The 22,103-nt window shown below is 36.9% G+C and carries 22 protein-coding genes and 1 pseudogene; 12 read left to right on the forward strand and 11 right to left on the reverse strand.

Annotation, left to right across the window (positions count from 1 at the left end; translation table 11 throughout):
• Positions 1–85: 85 nt before the first annotated feature.
• From FGD67_RS14035 to FGD67_RS14050, 4 genes are all read right to left on the reverse strand, one after another.
• The gene (locus FGD67_RS14035) at positions 86–550 is read right to left on the reverse strand and encodes a chemotaxis protein CheX (protein WP_257171754.1); all 465 of its coding nucleotides are present in this window, start codon (positions 548–550) and stop codon (positions 86–88) included.
• A gap of 78 nt (positions 551–628) precedes the next feature.
• The gene (locus FGD67_RS14040) at positions 629–1,129 is read right to left on the reverse strand and encodes a DUF6702 family protein (protein WP_257171755.1); all 501 of its coding nucleotides are present in this window, start codon (positions 1,127–1,129) and stop codon (positions 629–631) included.
• Entirely contained in the window at positions 1,129–3,486 is a 2,358-nt protein-coding gene (locus FGD67_RS14045) for a M1 family metallopeptidase (protein ID WP_257171756.1), read from the reverse strand. Before FGD67_RS14045 ends, FGD67_RS14040 begins: the two co-directional genes overlap by 1 nt.
• 254 nt (positions 3,487–3,740) lie before the next feature.
• Positions 3,741–4,232, reverse strand: coding sequence for a LuxR C-terminal-related transcriptional regulator (locus FGD67_RS14050; protein ID WP_257171757.1), 492 nt, complete (start codon positions 4,230–4,232; stop codon positions 3,741–3,743).
• Positions 4,233–4,559: 327 nt separating this feature from the next.
• On the opposite strand from FGD67_RS14050, the gene FGD67_RS14055 reads away from it, so the two are divergent.
• Entirely contained in the window at positions 4,560–5,273 is a 714-nt protein-coding gene (locus tag FGD67_RS14055) for a cytochrome b/b6 domain-containing protein (protein ID WP_257171758.1), read from the forward strand.
• 919 nt (positions 5,274–6,192) lie between these two features.
• Here FGD67_RS14055 and FGD67_RS14060 read toward each other — a convergent pair.
• The 7 genes and pseudogenes from FGD67_RS14060 to FGD67_RS14090 all read right to left on the reverse strand — a co-directional run bounded on the left by FGD67_RS14060 (position 6,193) and on the right by FGD67_RS14090 (position 12,437).
• Positions 6,193–6,726 carry a DUF6436 domain-containing protein gene (locus FGD67_RS14060; RefSeq protein ID WP_257171759.1) on the reverse strand — a complete coding sequence of 178 codons (534 nt, stop codon included), beginning with the start codon at positions 6,724–6,726 and terminating at the stop codon, positions 6,193–6,195.
• Positions 6,710–8,176 carry a methyl-accepting chemotaxis protein gene (locus FGD67_RS14065; RefSeq protein WP_257171760.1) on the reverse strand — a complete coding sequence of 489 codons (1,467 nt, stop codon included), beginning with the start codon at positions 8,174–8,176 and terminating at the stop codon, positions 6,710–6,712. The genes FGD67_RS14060 and FGD67_RS14065 overlap by 17 nt, the downstream gene beginning before the upstream one ends.
• Before the next feature lie 732 nt (positions 8,177–8,908).
• Positions 8,909–9,901, reverse strand: coding sequence for a choice-of-anchor A family protein (locus FGD67_RS14070; protein WP_306556801.1), 993 nt, complete (start codon positions 9,899–9,901; stop codon positions 8,909–8,911).
• 6 nt (positions 9,902–9,907) lie between these two features.
• Positions 9,908–10,793, reverse strand: a pseudogene (locus FGD67_RS14075) (IS982 family transposase).
• 83 nt (positions 10,794–10,876) lie between these two features.
• Complete coding sequence (locus FGD67_RS14080) at positions 10,877–11,287, reverse strand: GNAT family N-acetyltransferase (protein WP_257171761.1); 411 nt, start codon at positions 11,285–11,287, stop codon at positions 10,877–10,879.
• Positions 11,288–11,347: 60 nt separating this feature from the next.
• Complete coding sequence (locus FGD67_RS14085) at positions 11,348–11,752, reverse strand: hypothetical protein (protein ID WP_257171762.1); 405 nt, start codon at positions 11,750–11,752, stop codon at positions 11,348–11,350.
• Positions 11,753–11,774: 22 nt separating this feature from the next.
• Positions 11,775–12,437: a class I SAM-dependent methyltransferase gene (locus FGD67_RS14090; RefSeq protein ID WP_257171763.1), complete on the reverse strand. Its 663-nt coding sequence runs from the start codon at positions 12,435–12,437 to the stop codon at positions 11,775–11,777.
• Positions 12,438–12,631: 194 nt separating this feature from the next.
• Here FGD67_RS14090 and FGD67_RS14095 point away from each other — a divergent pair, with 194 nt between their 5' ends.
• From FGD67_RS14095 to FGD67_RS14145, 11 genes are all read left to right on the forward strand, one after another.
• A complete protein-coding gene (locus FGD67_RS14095; protein WP_257171764.1) occupies positions 12,632–13,099 on the forward strand; it encodes a MarR family winged helix-turn-helix transcriptional regulator in 468 nt (155 codons plus the stop codon).
• Positions 13,100–13,231: 132 nt separating this feature from the next.
• Positions 13,232–14,218, forward strand: a complete 987-nt coding sequence (gene dusA, locus FGD67_RS14100) for a tRNA dihydrouridine(20/20a) synthase DusA (protein WP_257171765.1) — start codon at positions 13,232–13,234, stop codon at positions 14,216–14,218.
• Between the two features lie 906 nt (positions 14,219–15,124).
• Positions 15,125–16,003, forward strand: a complete 879-nt coding sequence (locus FGD67_RS14105; RefSeq protein WP_257171766.1) for a sulfurtransferase — start codon at positions 15,125–15,127, stop codon at positions 16,001–16,003.
• Positions 16,004–16,369: 366 nt separating this feature from the next.
• Positions 16,370–16,663, forward strand: a complete 294-nt coding sequence (locus FGD67_RS14110; RefSeq protein ID WP_257171767.1) for a hypothetical protein — start codon at positions 16,370–16,372, stop codon at positions 16,661–16,663.
• Positions 16,664–16,676: 13 nt separating this feature from the next.
• Positions 16,677–17,339: a phage shock protein PspA gene (pspA, locus tag FGD67_RS14115; RefSeq protein WP_257171768.1), complete on the forward strand. Its 663-nt coding sequence runs from the start codon at positions 16,677–16,679 to the stop codon at positions 17,337–17,339.
• 154 nt (positions 17,340–17,493) lie between these two features.
• Positions 17,494–17,706: a PspC domain-containing protein gene (locus FGD67_RS14120; protein ID WP_257171769.1), complete on the forward strand. Its 213-nt coding sequence runs from the start codon at positions 17,494–17,496 to the stop codon at positions 17,704–17,706.
• Between the two features lie 69 nt (positions 17,707–17,775).
• A complete protein-coding gene (locus tag FGD67_RS14125; RefSeq protein ID WP_257171770.1) occupies positions 17,776–18,114 on the forward strand; it encodes a hypothetical protein in 339 nt (112 codons plus the stop codon).
• A gap of 31 nt (positions 18,115–18,145) precedes the next feature.
• Complete coding sequence (locus tag FGD67_RS14130; RefSeq protein ID WP_257171771.1) at positions 18,146–19,123, forward strand: lipopolysaccharide assembly protein LapB; 978 nt, start codon at positions 18,146–18,148, stop codon at positions 19,121–19,123.
• 507 nt (positions 19,124–19,630) lie between these two features.
• Positions 19,631–20,101, forward strand: coding sequence for a copper chaperone PCu(A)C (locus FGD67_RS14135; protein WP_257171772.1), 471 nt, complete (start codon positions 19,631–19,633; stop codon positions 20,099–20,101).
• 9 nt (positions 20,102–20,110) lie between these two features.
• A complete protein-coding gene (locus tag FGD67_RS14140) occupies positions 20,111–21,103 on the forward strand; it encodes a DUF2333 family protein (RefSeq protein WP_257171773.1) in 993 nt (330 codons plus the stop codon).
• A gap of 4 nt (positions 21,104–21,107) precedes the next feature.
• The gene (locus FGD67_RS14145) at positions 21,108–21,875 is read left to right on the forward strand and encodes a TIGR04219 family outer membrane beta-barrel protein (RefSeq protein WP_257171774.1); all 768 of its coding nucleotides are present in this window, start codon (positions 21,108–21,110) and stop codon (positions 21,873–21,875) included.
• Positions 21,876–22,103: the final 228 nt, after the last annotated feature.

A 22,103-nucleotide genomic window follows, 5' to 3' on the forward strand; every position in this document is an offset into this window, starting at 1 on the left:
TGATTTGCAAACTAGGAGTTTAGCGAAGGACAAAACAAAAAAGCCTCATCGTTCACGAGGCTGTTTATATTTTTATTAGCTTGATTTATTTATCAAAACTAAATTCAATAAATGCTCTGCCGTGCTTAGAAGAAAGCGGAATAATGACAATAGGTCCATCGGCTTTATGGGTAATGGTATGATTTTTACCTGAAACAACCATAGGAGTAGCCATATCAAATTCAATCCCTTTTTCACTCAACATACGTTTTGCGCCGCCGGTTACCATATTGGTAATTTCACCAACTAAATCGGTGATCTCTTCGTTGACTTCATCAGGACCTTCGCCGACCATATTTTTCATTGTCGCTAAGGCAAGTTCACCTTCAAAAGTAATAGATAATGAACCTTTAGTTTGCTCACTTACCATACCAATTAAGCCCGAAACGTCACCTTGAGCAATTTCATTTTTTTTCAAACGAGGTTTTTCAGGTGTTAGCTCCATTTGGGCCATGGTTGACATAACATTAAGCATTGAGGACAAAAACGGATTTATAAACTCTACATTCATGAAGTTTTCCAAAGCCTTTGGTGTAATCTAGTCATTAGATTTTGCACGCATATGGGCAAAATGTAAATCTAACGATTATTAATTGTTAATTTCAATATCATTAATAGTAACTGATCTTTTGAAAGTAAGGCTACCTTTTATCGTATTATCGTAAAAATTAACTGTATTTATTTGTTTTTCGTAATGTTCTATTAACAAACGGTTAGTTATTTTTAGTCCAACTAATGAATGTTTAAACTCAGCTTCTTGGTAAATAAAGATATTACCGCGGTTTATTTCAAGCCCTACCCAGTTTAATGGCACTGCTTTACCTTGATATTGTAGCTGAAAATTATCTTCAATATACTGACGAATAGTATTTTCGTAATCAGGGTGAGCCACCGAAAAATGAATGTTTTTCGTTTCAGCAATTACATTCTCAATATCGTGTGCAGTTATCTGATGAATAACTTCTATTGCCTGGGTGTTCTCATTTAACGCTAGATCAGTAATGCTAAAAAAGTAGCGGTGGGCAACCGCATCAGCGGTAAGCCCACACAATAGCAAAACAAAAATGCGTTTAGCTATGCTTAACAACATTATGGCTGTTTAACCTCAACGGTTGTTTTTTTGTCTTCGTCATCAAGGCTTTTTAATTCAACGTTATAATCACGCATCATGTCGTCCTTTTTACGTTTGTATAACTCAAAGCGAGATTTAATTGGGCGTGCAGGCCAGTAGTTGTTATTAACATCTACATCAGCTGTTTCCCAGTTAGGATCAATAGCGATAGCGGTGAGCTCTTTATCACGAATGAGTAGTTTTGATACTTTTTTGCTGTTACGGCGCCAGATTTCAGCCGGTAAAGTAACCCGCTCTACGGTGTTGTCAGCAAAGGTTAAATCCAAAATAATTGGCATAACTAAGCCACCTTTGTTTTCGAAATCAACGATGTAGAAGTTACGTTCGTCAAGCAGTAAATCTTTTTGCCATTGCTCGAGCTTTTTGTTGCTGGCATTGTATTTATTACGTGCTGCGTTGGTGGCGGTAAACTTGTCATGCGTATTATAAAAGTCTAATAATTCAGGCTTATCTTGAGTACGAACCCATTGACCACTATTGTGAATTTTGCTGATAAATTCAGGTTTTTCGTTATCTAAAGCACGTTCCCATGCAGCTTCCGTATCAGGATTTTGGCTGTTAGGGCGGTATAAATGAATATTACCTAGTGCAATATCAACATGATCTGTGCTGTAAAACCAACCACGCCAGAACCAATCTAAATCGATACCTGAAGCATCTTCCATGGTACGGAAAAAGTCAGCAGGAGTTGGGCGTTTAAACTTCCAACGTTGCGCGTATTCTTTAAAAGCAAAATCAAATAATTCACGACCCATAATGGTCTCACGTAAAATATTTAATGCGGTTGCCGGTTTTCCGTAAGCATTGTTACCAAATTGCAGAATTGACTCTGAGTTAGTCATGATCGGTACTTGGTTATTACTTTTCATGTAGCTAGTAATGTTTGCGGCATCGCCACGACGAGAAGGATAACCTTCTTCCCATGCCTGCTCAGCAACAAATTGTAGGAAAGTATTTAAACCTTCGTCCATCCAAGTCCACTGACGCTCATCAGAGTTAACGATCATTGGGAAATAGTTATGGCCTACTTCATGAATAATAACGCCAACTAAGCCATATTTTGTTGCACGAGAATAGGTTTTTTCACCGGTTTTTTTATCTAATGTTGGGCGTGGACCATTAAATGTGATCATTGGGTATTCCATGCCACCAACTGGGCCATTTACCGAAATTGAAACTGGGTATGGGTAATCAAAGGTGTATTTATTGTATTGCTCCATGGTGTGAATAATTGACTCAGTTGAGTATTTTTCCCACAAGGGATTACCTTCATTAGGGTAATAAGACATGGCCATTGTTTCGGTTTTACCACCTTTATAACCTTGGGCATCCCAAATAAACTTGCGACTGGATGCAAAAGCAAAGTCACGAACGTTTTTTGCTTCAAATTCCCAGGTTTTAGTTTTGCTTGAGCGAGATTTTTCGTTTTCTAACGCTTCTTCAGGAGTAATAACAAGTACTGGCTTATTTGCTTTTTTAGCTTTCGCTAAACGATTACGTTGTGTTTTTGATAACACTTGTTTTGGATTTTGTAAAACACCGGTGGCTGCAACAACATGATCAGCAGGAACAGTAATGCTAACGTCGTAATCACCGAACTCTAGAGTGAATTCGCCGCTACCGATAAACTGCTTATTCTGCCAACCCATCACGTCATAGTAAGCGGCCGCGCGTGGAAACCAGCTAGCAACTTCGTAAAGGTAGTTATCGTCTTCTTTAAAGTATTCATATCCTGAACGGCCGCCTAATACTTTTTGCTCATGTAATTGGTAATTCCAATTGATATTAAGCTCAACACTGTCACCTGATTTAAGTGACTTTGGCAGATCAATACGCATCATAGTGCCATTAATCACATAAGGTAAATCTTTACCATTTGAACCTGCCACCTGAGTAATATTGTAGCCGCCGTTGAAGGCCTCTGTTTCAATGGCATTACGTAAACCACTGTAAGTCACTTTTTTATCAGGTGCTGAGCGAGTGGTTTTTGCACCAGCGTTTTCGGCTAATTTATTTTGATCTAATTGCAGCCATAAATAACGTAAGGTATCAGGTGAATTATTGGTGTAATCAATAGTCTCACTGCCTGACAAGGTTTGCTTTTCGTCATTAAGGGTAATGTTAATTTTATAATCTACATCTTGCTGCCAATATTGATGGCCAGGTGCACCAGATGCTGTGCGGTAAGTGTTTGGTGTTGGTAAATTTTCTTCCAATTGACGAAATTTATCGTCACTAATACTGTTTTTTGCTAAGGCTTGGCTACTGGCCACGACACATAGACAAAGTAAGGCTGACTTAATTGAATATTTCATGATTTCCCTGATGAATTAAAAACCTAATGAATTTGATAAAAAACGCCCCCTTATAACATTTTTTAACTTATGAGCGAGTAATATGCGGTGAAATATGCGACAGGTCGCATAAAAAATAGGTTAAATAGTGATTATCGAATATTTATCTGTAAAATCAGAAAGGGTTTTATCGCTTCTGTTGAGTTGGCAATAGAAAAAAGCTTATTTACCGTAACTTTTAAGTCTGTAGCGGTGGCGAATCAAGGCCATCAACTTTATTGCATAAAGTCTTCTAGAAACCACGCAGCGAGCTCATGTCTGCCTTCAATATTGGCTTTGCTATATATGGTAGACGCTTGTTGTCGAACGGTTTTTTCTTTGGTGTTTCTGACGGCACTGATTTCTTTAAAGCTTAAACCTTTCAGTAATAACATCGCTACTTCTTGCTCACTTGGGGTAAGCGACCATTGTAAAAATTGTTTACGAATAACAGCACTGTACTCATGGCGAGCATTTTTCATTTCATCAGAGATATTTCTAAATTTGTCATTAGATATTGATAATGCTTGTTTTAGTCTTATGATATCAGCTGTTCTATTACGTATATCTTTGATGAGAAAAAGTGCACCAATAGCTGATACGAGCACAATGAGACTTTCAGAAAAAATATGCCAGCTAGGCACACCTAAAGAAATATCGGTAAGTACGTCAAAAAAATTTAAAAACATAATAATAAGCAGTATGATTATTATTAACTTATCTCTCATAAAGTCCTCATTTATTAGTGGTATATGCTTGTAATAGACATATGTACCATTAAGAGTATGAAAAAAGTCATTAACACTGACTTATGTCCAATGTTGGTGCATGTCAATATACGTTACTTTACGCCCCAATAGTTGTTCTAACGCAAGTATCTAGAATAAATACTGTTGATAATATAGCTATGACTTAATTTTTATCAGGCTAAAGTTATGGCGTTGCTACCTATAGCTTATTTAGTTTCAGGTTATTAGGTTGTTCAACGACTCATCAGGAAAATTAAGCAGCTAACTATAATTTTTAGTCAGTCCCTAGATAAAAGAGAGGTAAATATGAGTATTAAACGTGAACAAGTTTTTGTTTGGAGCCGTAATATTAGGCTATTTCATTGGGTAAATGTCATCGCAATAACCCTACTTGTTTGTATCGGATTAGTTATTCTCAACGGCAAGCTTTTTGGTGTTAGCACTGATGGTAAAGTACTCTTGAAAACAATACACGTTATTGTCGGCTACGTTTTTGCTATTAATTTACTGTTTAGGTTGTTGCTCGGTTTTATTGGGAAAGCTCATGAACGATGGAATAAAATTTTACCGTTTAACAAAGGTTTTTCTCAAGAGCTAGTTGAGTTTAAACAGCATAAAAATCCAGCTTACAAAGGGCATAATCCGGCAGGAAAATTAATGGTACTTGCCTTGTTCTTGCTTATGTCTACCCAATTAATTTCAGGTTTAGTGATTGCAGGAACTGATATATATTATCCACCATTTGGTCATTACTTTGCTGAAAGCATTGCGATCGATAAGGATAATGTTGCAGAAATTAAGCCTTATTCAAAAGAGAATGTTGATGAAGTGGCTTATAAAAATATGCGAGAAATAAGATCACCCTTTATCACTGCCCATGTTTATGCTTTTTACAGCTTACTATTTTTAATTCCTTTACATATTTTCGGTGTCATTATCGCTGAGCGCAGAGAAAAAACCGCTTTAGTTTCCGCTATGATCACCGGCTATAAGTATTTGCCAAAAAATAAGTCGAAATAAAATGCGGATAACTTTTTATTGAAGCTCGTATTTTAATGATGCGCTGTGAGGATTTTTTACCACAAAAGTTGCGGCTTTAATTTATTAGCTCAGAGTCATTGAGGGCATACTATAAATAACATCATCAGCTCTAAATTGTATACGATGTATTTGATTTAAATAATTAAAGCGGCGGCTATTTTTTGCTCTATAGCTTGTTGCAATTTTACAGTTTCAATATTATAAAAAACAGCGTCAAAATAAAACTGTGCATGAGCTGTCAATTTCGAAAAGTAATGGTGCAGTAAAGTGAAATGATAAACACACCGATGTGAAAAGCCTGATGAGGAGAATATCGAGTATTGTTTGTATAGCAAGCAAAATTTGATGATGGCAGAGCAAAGTTATAATGCCATATTGAACTTAATAGCACTGATTTAGCTAGAAAATAAATACAGTGTTTAAACTGCTTTTCAACGTAATGTAGCACTTACGATCTAGGTTTTAATCTGTAAATTTAATTCCGCTACTTAATTACCCACTATAGCTGTCTAGTTACTTTACACTTCACTTATTTTTAAATGACAAAGTAAGTGAAATGTTATGCTTTATAATAACTTGCAATTCTGGTCTGACCTTTGCAATAGGTATATTGATCTTAAATAAAATTTAATAGAGGCGTCTTTATATGAAGTTCAATCGCTTATTAGTTAACCTGAGCTCGGGATAAGCTAAGTTCGTCAATGCTACGATTTATGCGGATGTCTGCGTTAAATTTGCAACTAATAGCTCGCTATTAGGTACACAAATCAGCCTTGATTCACGCTTATAACATTGATAATAAACTATCCGCCAACTTTTAATAAAATTGACTAAAGTGATTGTAAATATTGCACTATATTAATTTTTTCGCACATCCGTTACCCCGCATTCAGGTTACTTAAATATTACAATAACAGCCTTTAACATCACTAATGACCAGATCAGAGTTAAAACCTTGCGCGTAATTCTGTAATACAGTTTCAACATAGCCGTTTGATGCTGAACAGGCTAATCCGGCTGAGTAAGGACCAAAATATAAAAGCTCTTCTTTACCACCAGTAATTAATATTGCCGGTGTTGATGGAATAATCGTTAATAAATCAGTCGGTAGATTAATGTTAATCACGTAAAAACCATCTGATTTTGCTTGCTCATTAATGGCACGTTTATGCTCATCACTATATTGGGTACACGAACACTCATCACTTGTGAAGTGAATAATCGCATGATTGAGGTTAACATTTTTAAGTGCTGAAATTGCTCTAACTTGTTTAATCACAGTGCTACTGTCTTGACCTGATAACTTCATATTAGGATCAAACGACATTAAGCGACCGGCAATAAAATAGTTTGCTGCCGCCAATGTTAAAACAAGCCAGAGCACAAACACGGTATAATGATACCGTGTTACCGTTTTATTTGAAGCTGGCAATGCTGGTCTCTAATGAGGTGATTGCGGCGGATATTTTATTAACTTCTTCAGCTAACATTTCAACTTTTTGCGCATCATCTTGCCCTAATAAACTCATTTTTTCAGTGCTTTGAGCTATTTCATTTGTTGTTGTTGACTGCTCTTCTACTGCGGCGGCTACTGAGTGTGCTATATCACTAGATGATGAAACCAGTTGTGCTGAGTTAAGTACCTCTATACTTGCTTTTTCTGCCACTGAAATAACCAACTCTACAGCATCAAGACATTCCGCCATCAATTGTGTCGATGATTTAGAGTAACCAATAAGTTGAGTAAGCGTCGTGGCGATTTTATCTGTACTTTCCTTTGTTCTATTAGCCAATGCTCTGACTTCATCGGCAACGACAGCAAAACCGCGCCCTTGCTCTCCAGCTCTAGCAGCTTCAATTGCTGCGTTTAAGGCTAATAAATTCGTCTGATCAGCGATACTTGTTATTTCTGATAAGACACTGGTAATAACATCACTAGAACTAGCTAAAGCCGTTATTTCATCACTTGTTTTTGTTAGCGTCCCCGTAAGCTCACTATTTTTAACATTGATTTCTTCAATGTATTGGTTAGCTGTTTGCGTAGATGAACTCGCTGCTTGCATTTGAGCATTAAGTTTAGTGGTGTCTTGTGCTATTGAGGTAACAGTGACCGCCATTTCTTCAACTGATGATACTATTATTTCAGTCTCTTGCTGCCGATTATTCGCTGATGTTTCAAGCTCAGACTTGACTGACATTAAATTATTTCGGTTTATACTCACTTCATTGGTTTGTATTTTAACACCAGCAACTACGTTATCAAAAATGGCTAAAAGCCGATTAAATTCTTCTAATACCACATTGCTACGTGCATCAGTTCTAACTTTTAAGTCGAGTGACTTTTCATTTTCGATTATGGTATGCGTCACTTGCGCAAGCTCTTTACCTACCCGACTATCGTCATATAAAGTTTTAGCAATAAAACCGGCAATAATAGCTTCAGCAATGGCGTAAGCAGCATGTAATACTACCGTTGAAAATAACAAACGGTCTTCATCAAAAATATAAACACCAACACCATCCACTTGCATAAAGTAAAAAGCAGTATGATGCAGAGCAACTAAAGTAATGGCAGAAATAAATAACTTCCAATCCTTGAAAATAATCAATATGGCCATGAGAATAAAAATTTCAAAATGAACTTCTATTAAGCCATTCATTTGATGGATATGCAGCGCTGCAAATATCATTGCCGACAATGCTGATGCATGTTTGGTTAATGTCGCATTTGGAGCCGTATTCATCATCCATATCGGCACAACGAGTGCTGGTATACCAATAACCAAAGCTTCAGCGAATGTACCATAGAAAAATGCGATAGCAATTGACTCACAAAAGAGCAAGACCAGCACACTAGAAAATACTTTATTTATTTTATTCATAATTTTTCACTATTGCCCTTTATGTGCAATTTTTTCTTACTTATTTAATAGTAGACAATAATACTTACTCGGCTAAAGAAAAGATCAGCTACCAAGTATTAATAATTCTCATAGATAAAAATTATAGCTGCTAAATCTAACATTCTGTATTAATGCAAATCAGATGAAAGCTAACAGCCTGTTGTTTCTGTAGAACAATACTGAGTTTATTACCTATAAGCACACCCTAGACAAAAATTTAAAACCATTAATTAACAATTACTTATAAAATAATTAATTAAACTAACGCGCCTCATACTTATCCCAAATCTTATCCTGACGCAACATCATCAGGATAAGGCACTTGAGTTCTGTTTTTTGCATTATCAGAACTGGGCTAGCACGACAACCTAAAACAATAAGCTTCAACCGCACACAGGGCAATCGTATGTTCGCCCCCGCTCGGGTACCTGATTTTGTTTAGGCTTAATGTACCAGCAAATTTTTTAACTATTTGACAAGCTGCGGTTTACCAATCCGGCGCACTCAACAAATGACTAACCATCAATGATAGTCCAACTAAGAATGCGGCTACAGCCGCAGTTTGTGAGTAATAATAGTGATAGTGATAGCTAAAATGTAGCAATGGCGTCGTATTTAACTCAACAACCCAAGCACGAAATTTCTTCCTGACTGCTTGGATTAAACTGCGATAATGAAATAAAGTAGTTGAATAAAAATATTATACCAATTCTACTGAGTTTGTTGTCTTCTAAAAACAAACAAAGCAAATAAAGCTAATGCCAAAATGGCTAAACTTGACGGTTCTGGCACAGTAACATTCGATGTAACCGGGGCGTTGCTTGAGTTACTTGCCAATGGATTATCATTTATTTGTGCATTACCCTGCCAAGAATTTGCGATAACCTGTCCCCAAATAACACCATTTCCTGTCTTAATATCTGCTTTAGGCGCTAAGATTGAACCATATAACGCGGCATTAATATTCAAGGTTTCAGCTTCAAAAAAATTAAATATGACATTGTCTGACATATTTTTAAGAGAATCATCAGAACCGCCAAAGTTTCCCGTACTGGTCGTAATATCGGTACCAGAAATATTAAGTATCACAGTATCATTCTGGTCAATTTCTGATAGGAAGTAATTACTAAATAACATATCTGAAGCATCTAAGTTGAACACATGCAGATCGTTTGCTAAATCATTTTTCCCTGCGCCAAGCAAATGTTGACTAGACCATTTATCGGTAGCTACGCTGTTTGCATCTAATAAGCCAAGACTAGCCGACAATTCACGTAAAAGAGCAAACTCAGTATCAAAATTAATTGGAGCAATTGGAGCAATTGGAGCAACCGTAGCAAGACCAATGTTATTCACGCTGCCATTAGTGATAGTGCCAGATCCTGTAGGCGTATAATTACCACCAACATAAACATCGCCGGCTATTCGTCCGCTAGTAAAGCTTAAATCACCACCAACAACTAAAGCAGGAAGTAGATTCGTGTCAGTATATAACTGCTGTGAATTTTTGATGTTTATGCTGTAGTGGCTGATATCTACATTACCACCTGCTGCTAAGCGCCCTTCAACATCACTACCTGTTGCTGAAAAATTTTGATGAATAAAGGCATTATAACCTGCTGCTGCACCAAGATTAATAATGCCCGCAAATGCCGAATAACTGAAACTAGAAAGCAGTAAAGTGGAGATAGTAACTAACCTCAGATCGGGTTAAGCCCTAACCATAGCATTCTTCTCTACGTCACTAATATTAAGGGTTGGCTTATTTTCTTTAAGGCAATAAGCCACTAAACCTGCCAGTAAATTCAACATAAAACTATTAGGGCTACGATGACGCGAATGCTCTATTTGAGATATATTCTTCAATTGATCATTTATCGTTTCAATAATAAACCGTCTAGATAACATTGCTCTATCCCATAACGACATAGCTTTGGCTTTCATATTACGGCGCACGGTTGTTATCAAATCAACTCCTTTTTCCTTCAAACCAACTGTTAATTTTTTTGCTTATATAGCCTTTATCTGCATATAACTTCCCTTTTAAGTTTTTAGCTAAGGCTAATACGGGCTTTGTGTCGTGAACATTGCCAGTAGTTAATTTAGCCTCAACTATTTCACCTCTAAAGTTAGTGACTAAATGTAGTTTGAACCCATAAAACCAACCCATTGTTCCTTTGCCCCGTTCGGCTATACCGTCAAATGTTTTATGTCTAGGAATTCTTAAGTTATGGCATACTTTTATGCTTGTAGAGTCAATAAACTCAATACCTGTAGACTCACCTTTAAGTATTGAAAAGTAGCTAGAAAGTGGAACGACCGCTTTAGGCATCACTTCTAAAAATCGAGTGTAGCTCAATAAGCTAGGGAAATGTGAACGATAAAACTTAGCAATATAACCTTTATAATAATTTTTAAAGTCGCGATGATTTGATGTATGAAAAGCAATTAATATAGTGATTATCTCACTCATAGCCATACGGCATGGACGATTTCGCTTGATACTTCCATCAGCAATTAATTGTTTCTCCCATTGTGGGATAAATACGCGACAAAAATCATCGACATCACAGAATATTTCAACTAGTTTATTCATGCCCGTTCCTTATTATCTTTCTGTTTTTTCTTGGTCGAAAGATCGGATCGTGGAACGGGCACTTAGTTCAATTTAATTAATTCTTATCCCGAGCTGAGGTTAACTAGACCTTTAATCAATTCACTGCCATAGCCTTTAGCCCAATAAGACTCACCTAATAGGTAGCCAATATGTAAATCCAATTGTCTTTTTTTCGTCTCATCGTCATAAAGAAATACAAAACCAATAACCTCATTGTTTGATTTTAGCTGGATGGATAGAAAACAGCTTTCTTTAATTCTTTGTTGCCACCAATTATTTGCCTCTTCGTAGCTTGTTATGTTTTGCCATTCACTTGGGAGAGAGTTAGTCACTGTTGGCGTTAACAACGCCAAAACTTTACGTGTGTATAGTCGTTTACTGTCTTCATTAAATAATTGGGAATTAAGACTTTTAATTAATAGTCGTTCAGTATTAAACGTGCACCTTTGGTGCAGCGGTTGGAGATATGCCATTTTAAAACTCCTTTGTTGAGACCCTTCAAAATATTTTATTGCTATGGTGCATCTCTATGCTTAAAGTGAGTCGGTTGACTCTTCTTTAAAAGATTGCTTGAACTCCTTCGTCATTTGATAGCCTTTAATTGCAGGCATTGCAATAGCATTTAAACAAAGTTGCCCTAACATGATTAAAGTTGCCGTTGCTAATGCATCTAATATCCACGCAATGGCAGTACCACCAAAACCGATATAGCTAGGCATAGTTTCTAATGCAGGGATTGTCTGTAATCCAGTTATACCATGTAGGGCTAATGCAACCCAAAAGCCAAAGCAGTAGGGGCATTGCCACGCTTGGTATAAATAAGCCAGTGGTCTAGGTAATCTTTCAATAATCCAGTTAAACCAGTTGCCCCAATCGGGTAATTTTTCCCACAACAAGATATATATCGAAAGTCCCATAAGCGCGAGTGTCATGTTCATTTTTAATTTCCTTCAGTTAATATTAAGCTTTATATCCTGTGATTATTGATGCCGTGGCATCTGGCTCACGGTGCTCCGAATTTGAAATATCTGTAAAACCATTTTTGTTCAGTAATTTCACAATGCCATTTCTAGTTTTAAGTTCATGTTTGCATGAAAATTTTTCGTTATCGTCAGCTTGTTCTTGCCCGTATTCAATCGACTCTTGCCAAAGATCATCAACAGAGACAAATCGACCTGATGGCTTTAGTATTCTTAATACTTCATTGAGTCCATCGTTAACATTTACCCAATGATGTAGGGTATTCACCGCTAACACTAAGTCACAGCTTTCACTTTCAAACGGTATTTTTTCTGCTCCTGCAAGTAAGAATGTCACCCGTTGATAATGGCTGTCTTTTACGGTGAGTTTTGAGGCGATTTCAAGCATTTTAGCTGTTGGGTCAATGCCTGTAACATGCCCTGTTGATAGCCTGCTGGCAATTGCTCTAACAGCAGCTCCGCTGCCACAACCAATATCTAAAACAATCTCTGATGGCAATAGATTACAGAATTCAGGAATTTTTTTGTGCAGTAGAAGCTCTCCCCACTGCTCAACGTAATCTTCGGTAAGTTTGTCATTCCATGCACTGGCAAGTAGATCATCTTTGTTATCATTCATATGTGTTATATTTTTATTAATCATTGTTAGATTGCCTAACTATTATGGTCATTTAAGTTAGTTAGTCAAACTAATTTTTATTTGTGATGTTATTTATGTGAAAAATGTAAGGAGTTGTTTCTTGCAAATATATGCAGTGAGGGGGGGGATATCGTTAGTACTTTTACAGAAGAAATGTTATTTTGTTAGGTAAGCTAACTAAATGATATTGTTTAACTATGGATTTGGAAAACTCACTAATAAAGTTTCAACGAATAATCTCTAGAACGTGGGATGTGCAAGCGTTTGATAATAAAGAAAGCAGTTTGAGTTATAGTGAATTTGAGTACTTACTATGTGTTCATCTTGCCGAGCATGCCGAAGTTGCTCCTGAAAGTGAGCAGCATGATGATAGTACTCATTTATCAGCATTGGCTGCTGAAATGCAGGTACAAAAATCATCGGCAAGCTTAATGGTCAATAAACTTGAAAAGCGAGAGTTAATATATCGCGCCACTTGTCAATATGATGCAAGAGCACAGCATATACTTTTAACTGAAAAAGGTCGGAAATTGTTCCTGAACATTCAAAGTTCTGTTTATAACAATTTGGCAAAATTGTTGAAGGGCCTTTTGGAGGCTAAAGAATATAATGCTTTTGAGCAAACCCTAGCAAAGATTTGTGCTACGCATGCTAACGAAAAATAAAAAAATCTGCCTAATCGCTTACTGTTATTTCTTTTGTTTAGCGTCTATAAACCCCGTATAATTTAGCAATATTACAGTGGTTATTTTCAACGCTGAACTTGCTTTTAATTTATAGGTTTTATTGTTAACTTTATGATTTCTCACAAACTTTCCATTGCACCCATGCTCGATTGGACTGATCGTCATTGCCGTTATTTTTATCGCGTTATGTCCAAACGTACTGTTTTGTATACCGAAATGGTGACTACGGGCGCCATTTTGTACGGTAAAGGCAATTACTTAGCTTATAACGAGCAAGAACACCCGCTGGTTTTGCAGTTGGGCGGTAGTGATGTCAATGCCATGACTGAATGTGCAAAAATTGCTGAGCAGCAAGGGTATGATGAAATCAATATCAATGTCGGTTGTCCGTCAGATCGTGTACAAAATGGTAAGTTTGGTGCTTGTTTAATGGCTGAGCCTGAACTGGTGGCTGATTGTGTGGCGAGTATGCAAAATGCGACTAATATTCCTACGACAGTAAAGTCTCGTATTGGTATTGATGACTTAGACAGTTATGAGTTTTTACAACAGTTTTTAGCAACAGTTAGTGCGGCGGGCTGTAAGCATTTCATTATTCATGCCCGCAAAGCTTGGTTAAGTGGCTTGAGTCCAAAGCAAAATAGAGATATTCCGCCTCTCGATTACCAAAGAGTTTATCAACTCAAACAAGACTTTCCGAAATTAGATATTTCGATTAATGGTGGTATTACGACGTTTGCTGCGGCGAACGAGCATATGCAGCATATTGATGGTGTTATGATCGGCCGAGAAGTTTATCAAAATCCTTATATGTTAGCTCAAGCTGATAATGAAATTTGGCAGGTCGGTAGTCACGTTAAAAGCCGCCTTGAAGTGCTTAATGAGATGGTTGATTATATTGACACTCATGTGGCCAGCGGTGGTCGAGCCTGGCATGTCGCAAGGCATATGTTAGGTTTGTGTAATGGCTTAGCCGGCGCCAAACAATTCCGTCGTTATTTAAGCGAAAATGCTAACGGTCAAAACATTGGTGGTGAAGTATTACAACAAGCTTTCGATAAAGTGTTGCAGCTTAACCCTGACTTAAATGAAGTTTAGTATTTAACTTTTTCTCCTTTATTTAGTTCATCTACTTTTGCCTTTCTACGTTTTTCAAGTCCCAATATCGATATTTATTGTTCGATATTGGGAATATAGCTATACCACCTCAAGATCGGTGTTTCAGGACGTTTGAGCGATTCAAGCTTAAGGTGCATTTTTTGTTAATGGTACTCTCTTAAAAAAGATGTAACGAGGAATAAGGGGAGGGCTCAGCCTTCCCCTAAGGCTGATTTCAGCTGGATCCTGCAGCTTGAGGTCGTTTGCGGACATATCATCAGTTTTCTACTGTTTGTGATGGGAATTTAAAAATCACTATAAATTAGTGAATTTCACCATATCGCAACTATATCTGTATTTTATTGGCAAACTATATTGATTTTCGAAAATATAACTAAACTTAATTTACTTAATAAACAACGCCTTAGTTTTTATTTTATTTTTGGTACAACCTTTGTAAGAGTTCATACAACTTATATTAATGGTGCTATAAAAATAGTACGTTAAACGACTTAAAAGGAATAATGCTGATGCCAAGCTTAACGATATTATTTACGCTGTTTATGTTACCTGGTATTTGTATGCTAGCCACGTCATTCGTGGTGGCAGGTTTAGAGCGAAAAAAAGATATGTTATCCTCGCAACATTAATCAAAGGGTCATTATTTTTCAGCTATCAGGTTGCTTTGTGGTGAAAGCACTTACCCAGCTAGCTGAAGATTTACGTTGCATAAGTTCATCAACGCCTGTTGCTTACCGTGACACCTAGTTATTAAAATACCCCGACCTCGTATCATTACTATAGTTGTACTTGCATATAATTTAGCTGAACAGTATTGAGCAATACTGTATATTCAGAGGTATCTCGGCTAATTTTGCTTTATATTGATCTGTGAGGCTCTGGATAATGGGCAGTTTTCAACAAACAATTTCATGTGTAGATTTACACGCAATTATAGATAACAAAAATCTTGTCATACTAGATGCCAGTATTCCTCCAGTAGGTAATATGATGACACCCAAGCATAGCTGGCCAGAATTTCGTATTCCACATACCCGTCGTTTTGATTTAAACCAAGACTTTTCTGATCTAAAAAGTAATTTACCGCATACCATGCCATCAGTTGGACACTTTGAGTTAGCGGCGAGAGCCATAGGCATTAATCAGCAAAGCCAGATTGTTGTTTATGATGATTTAGGCTTATTTTCTGCGGCGCGAGCTTGGTACATGTTTCGGGCTATGGGTCATGAAAATATTGCTGTATTAGATGGTGGTTTACCTTACTGGTTAACGTTGAATAAACCTCTGGCGGATGCTGCAATTGATAACGTGGACGATAAAAACCCTGTGTCTGGGGATTTTGTTGCACAAGAGCAAGCGGGCTTTTTTGCTCACTGGCGAGAGGTTCAAACTCATACTTGCTCGCAAGAAGCGCTTATTATAGACGCACGCGCTAATCGTCGCTTTATCGGTGCTGATGCTGAGCCACGTGCTGGCGTGCGTAGTGGCCACATGCCTAATGCGAAAAATTTACCTTATACCGATTTGTTCAACCAAGGCTTGTTTAAACCTGTAAATGAATTAGTACAAACTTTTGCTAATATTAATCCAAAACAGCAAGCAATGATCATGAGTTGTGGCTCAGGTGTTACTGCTTGTGTACTGGCGTTAGCGGCTAATATTAGTGGTCATACTGATGTACGAGTTTATGATGGCTCGTGGAGCGAGTGGGGCTCACTACCGAATACTGTTGTTGAAACTTCTATTGATAAGCCCCCTTATTAAGACTAGCACAGTTGATCCTTTAGATTACGGCAGCTTTCGCTTGCCGTAATCACAAGCTGTAAATTTCCTTCAAAATAAACTCCCTTATTATTTTTTACCAGTGATTTGTTGGTTATCAATTACTTTGATGAAAGCAATGTTTCATATTGGTCAATTTAACTAATTGCAATGACTATATTGACCAAAATATAGCTTGACATATTATGTCTCTAAATGATGATTTATAGTGGGATTTTAAAAAACTCTTCAATAACAATGATATAAAAAGTTTTTATCAGTTGGCACAGCACTTGTAATAGTAATGTCAGATACCAGCATGAAGAATTAATAATAACTCTTCATGCTACAGACATAAGGATATTAATAATGAAACTATTACCGAATAAGTACGCTTTAAGCACCGTTTTATTATCTTGTACGTTGCTATTTACTTTCAATGCTTCAGCAAAAGAAGTCACTTTAGAACAGAGTTTAGCAGCAACACTACAAGCACAAGGAGAAAAGGCTGCGCAGGATTTATCTGCGCAGGTATCGAATTCAATTAAGCTTGAATTGCAACGATTTTCAATGCGCTACAACACAGTGAAAACTCAAGAGGTGGCCGTGATTTCAACGCAGAATAAGTTAAAGCAAAAAAAACAACACACAGCAGATGATTAATAGGAGAAGTACCATGGGCATGTTTTCAAGATTCACTGACATTATTAACGCAAACATTAACTCAATGTTAGATAAAGCAGAAGAGCCAGAAAAAATGATCAAGTTGATCATTCAGGAAATGGAAGAAACTCTCGTTGAAGTGCGTTCTGCTGCCGCTAAACAAATTGCAGAAAAGAAAACTGTTCTGCGCAATATTCGTGACATGGAAAGTCGTGTTGTTAATTGGCAAGAAAAAGCTGAGCTTGCTTTGAGTAAAAGCCGTGAAGACTTAGCTAAGTCAGCGCTTATTGAAAAGCAAAGTTGTACACAAAAATTGGCTGAGCTTAACGAAGAGCTAGCACAATTTGATGAGTACTTAACGGCTGTTCAGCAAGATAGCCAGCGTTTGCAGGATAAATTAACTGAAGCTAAGCGTAAGCAAGAAGCTTATGCAATACGTCAACAGTCAGCAGAAGTGCGTTTAAAGGTTTGTGAAAAAGCAGCGATTCATAATATTGACGAAACGATTAATAAGTTTGAACGTTATCAGCAAAAAATTGATCGGGTAGAGGCGGAAGTTGAAGCTTATGATATGACTTCAGCAAAAGATTTAACTAGTCAATTTCGTGAGTTAGAAAATGACGACAATATTGAAAAAGAGCTTGAACAGCTAAAGAAAAAAGTCGTAAACGGCTAGGCGATAGAGCAAATATATCATGGCGCTTTCATCATGGATAATTACGGGCTTTATGTTTATAACACCCGTAATTAGTTTTTTTATCGGTGCTGGACTATTGTTTTTTTTCAAATTGATGTGTAAAAGTTGCCATGTTAGGCACGAGGAGTAAATTATGAGTTTTGACCGTGAGTATTCAGTCAATAAAACCTTAACTAAAGATATGGTGCATAAAAAATTATCAGGTGTTTGTGGTGGCATTGCCAAGCATTATAACTTGCCACGTATAGCGGTTAGAGTTGGCGCTATTGTCGCACTACTTATGTTTCCTGTTGCTACTGGCGTTGCTTATTTAGTTGCTACGTTGTTAATGCCAACAAAAGCCTGAAGCTAGAGTTGTTAGGTTAAAGATTTGTAAAACTGGCGCAAGATCAGTTTAATGAAATAGGGGAAGAAAATGTCATTTTTTAAATCACTATGTTTAGCTATTTTCGCAACAATATTTTTAACCTATGTACTAGGAACTAGCTTTATTGAATTACTTGACGTTGATGTTTATGTAGGTGAGCAATTAATTGAACCTTTAAAAGCCATTAGTATTTCAGCACTTGTGATGGTTATACTTGTGTTAGTTGCCTTAGCAATAGCGATGAGTGTTTTTGGTTCATTGATTTTTGTTGCTATGCTGTTGTTAGGTGGCGGAGCAATGCTATTGGTTGGTGTCTTTTGGCCAATATTTTTAGTCGCCGGCGTTATTTGGTTAGTAACACGAGATAAAAGAACTGCTCAATATTAGTCATTCTTATAATAAAAATACAGGACGTAAAATGAAAAGAAAATTAGTAGTGTTAACCTTGTTAACTTCAATCAGCATGGCAAGCTATGCAGACATTCAAGCGGTGCAAAATGCTTTAGAGCAAGATAATGTATTGCTAGCACAACAAGTTTTTAATACTTTAACAGCAGAAGAAAAAAATGCTATTCCAGGGCAAGTGTTGAAAGGGCGATTGTTACTAGAAAATAACGATACTGAAGATGCCTTTGATTACTTTGAAGCACTGCAAGAACAACATGAAAGCAACGTAGATATTAATTATTATTTAGGCGTTAGCGCAGTGGTTATGGTACAAAAAGCCAGTATTTTTTCAAAGCTAAGCTATGCTAAAGATTTTATTAAAGCGATGGAAAGAACTGTTGAGTTAAAGCCAGATCATCAAGATGCACTTAATACTTTGATAGGTTTTCATTTGAATGCTCCGAGTATTGCTGGCGGTGATACCGATAAAGCATTAGTTTATGCTAAACAATTACAAACCTATGATGCTGCGCAAGGCTATAGCCAAATAGCGACGGTTTATTGGCAAACTGAGCAACCAAAATTAGCCGATAAAACTATGACCGAAGCCTTTGAGCAATATCCTGAGAGTGGCACTTTATATTTTTCACGTGCCCAACAAAGTATAAAAAACGAAGCTTGGGACAAAGCACGAGCTGATTTAGTTTTAGCCGTTAAATATGCACAAGATGATGAAAATAGAGCTGAAGCACTGTACCAACAAGGTAAGGTTTCTGTAGAATCTGGCGTGGAAGTTGAGCAGGGTATTGAAGCCTTGATTCAAGCGCTACCATTGGCCGCTAAACAATATCAACCTTGGGTGAATTACCGTTTAGCACAGCTATACTTGCAACAAAAAGAGCAAGTTAAAGCTCACGAAGCTATTGCCAAAATTGATATTAGCGAAGATGAAGATTTAGAAGGTAAAGTTAAAAAGTTAAAGAAAAAATTAAAGAAACTTACCGGCTAATTTGCCGCTTTTGATTATTATTGAGCTATAGCTATTATTATATCTCAGTGGGACTGCGCAGAATGTAATAAGTATTACCTTCTGCGTTTTTAATCTTATGGTTTTAAAATTTATTTGCATAGAGTCGCACAACTCTATTGCTTTATCATTTTTATCTGTTTAACTAAGTGTTGAATTGTTATCTTCAATTTGCCTTTATTTATGCTAGTCATAAAGCGTTATTAATGTTCGATATTAAACCCATCATAATTTTAAGATCTTAAAAAGCTCTACCTTCACAGTGTAAATTCACTTGAAATGGAAAATTTATTGATTATTTTTAACATTACAAATAATTACTATTGTTCAAAAAAATGTAGTATAAGGCTACTTTTTTGCATAGGTAAATAACAATAAATAGTGAGCTATTGAATTGATTTTTCATAATTAAGTTATCCATTTTGCTCAAGCTTAGTTACAATGGTGATGATGAATCATGATATAAGTAAAAAGGATGTATAGCGGCTTATGAGGAATATATTTTTAGTATTAATTTTACTGTTTTTATTCGTAAATAGTGCTTTCGCAGGCACAGTATTTAGCGGACAGAATACTGAAGTACTCATTGAAAACAGCTTTGCAAGAGAAAGCATTCCAGGCACGTCCATTTCTTCAGCTTATATGACTATCAGTAATTTATCTGCAAAAGATCTTCGGTTGATTTCGGCATCAAGTACGGTAAGTGATCGGATTGAAATTCATGAACATACGATGGCCAATGGTTTAATGCGTATGCGTCAACGTGATCACGTCGACATTTCAGCAAAAGATAGCATGCTATTTCAGCCATCAGGTTTTCATTTGATGATTTTTGATTTGAAACAGCCGTTAAAAGCTAAAGAAAACATTATCATAACGTTGCACTTTGATGATCAACCTAACATCGATGTGAATTATATTATTAAGGGTCTTAAGCAGAAGAAGCACCACCACCATTAGGAGTTTGTTATGAGTGTTAATATTTCAACAAAAGCTATTATTTCAGGGGTTTTAGCGCTATTTATGGCGCTGTATTTACTCGGTGTCTATTGGAGTTTTGAGCCTGCACAGTTTGATATTCGAGCTGAAGTTACCAAAGCCGCAGCAGCAGAAAATGTAGCACCTGTTGTTGGCTACACCACCACCACGGCATTAATTCGTGTAACCGAAACGCTATTGAATAAACCTGGTGGTTACTTAGCTAATGACGCCATTCCACCATCGGTATTTTTAGATAATATTCCGGCTTGGGAGTTTGGCGCATTAGAGATGATCAGAGATATGTCATTGGTGATGCGTCAAGAATTTAGTCGCTCACAGTCTCAGTCAGCAGAAAATAAAAATTTAAAGGTAGCGCAACCACAATTTAATATTGATCATACCAGTTGGGCAATTCCTAGTGCTGAAGGAGAGTATCAAAAAGCAATTAATGAGTTATATGCCTATAGAAGCGCGTTAACAGAGGTTAATAATCAATCAGCTCAATTTTACGCACGTTCTGATAATTTACGTGCTTGGATCCAAGAAGCGACAAAACGTTTAGGTAGTTATTCTCAACGCCTAAGTGCAAGTGTTGGCCGTGAGCAACTCAATGTTGATCTTGCTGGCGATAGTGTCGCACAACAATCAACCTCAAGTGTTTCGAGCATGCAGTTGAAAACAAGCTGGTGGGCTATTGATAACGAATTTTATGAAGCGCGTGGCGCTTGTTGGGCTTTATTACACTTTTTAAAGGCCATTGAAATAGATTTTAATGATGTGTTAGAAAAGAAAAATGCTAAAGTTAGTGTGCAACAAATTATTCGTGAATTGGAAGCAAGTCAAGAGTCAATCTGGAGCCCGATGGTTTTAAATGGCAATGGCTTTGGCATGCTTGCGAACCACTCATTAGTAATGGCTAATTATATTTCACGTGCAAATGCCGCACTGATCGATTTAAACGACTTATTAAGTCAAGGGTAATAACATGAAAAAAATAGCGCTAGCAGTAACGCTCGCCTCGATTTTATCAACAAATGTTCAAGCAGATGCTTTAGGTATCTATCTAGGTGGTCAACTATGGGACAACCAGGCCTCTGGTACATTTGGAGATGGTCGTTCACAAATAGATTTTAATTTGGTTGATGAAAAACAAAATAGTTTTTTTGTTGCTTTTGAGCACCCATTACCCTTTATTCCAAATTTACGCATAGCTTCAACATCATTAGAAACTGATGGTGTAACAACACTAGCAGCTGATTTCGAATTTGACGATGAAACTTTCCGTGACGATGCTCAAGTTAGTGCTGACTTCAATGTCAGTTATGTTGATTACACTTTATATTATGAGTTATTTGATAATGATTTATTGTCATTCGACTTTGGTTTAACCGCGCGTGATTTTGATGGTGATGTGACTTTAGCAACACAGATTACTACAGGCTCTGGAACTACCACACAGTCGGCTAGTATCGCTGTGACAGATATTGTGCCTATGTTATATGTAGCAACTAATGTTGGTTTACCACTTACAGGGTTAAATCTTTACGCACAAGGTAACTTTTTATCTTTTGACGATCATACACTTTATGACTATGAAGTAGGTGTGAGCTATGAACTGATTGATAACCTGGCTGTTGATATGAATATTAACTTAGGCTACCGCGCGGTTAAGTTAGAATTAGAAGACTTAAATGATTTATATACCGATATTGAGTTTGATGGTGTATTTGTCGGTACCACTATTCACTTTTAAGATATCACGCTAGATACTTATATAAAGCAGGGCTGAGTGAGCAGTTCTGCTTTATATACTGCGGTATTGCTTAAAATAGGCTAGCGTTATTCTTTTTCCTTAGTAAAAAATACAACATTCTTCATCTCAATGTGGCATAGAACGACGTGTTTAACTCTCTGACTGTGGCTAACTCATAGCTACGTACTTTTTCCCTTTGTGCTTGTTGATAAATTGCCGGTCTAGTTA

Origin of the sequence: Colwellia sp. M166, assembly GCF_024585285.1 — a bacterium.
Classification (GTDB): domain Bacteria; phylum Pseudomonadota; class Gammaproteobacteria; order Enterobacterales; family Alteromonadaceae; genus Cognaticolwellia.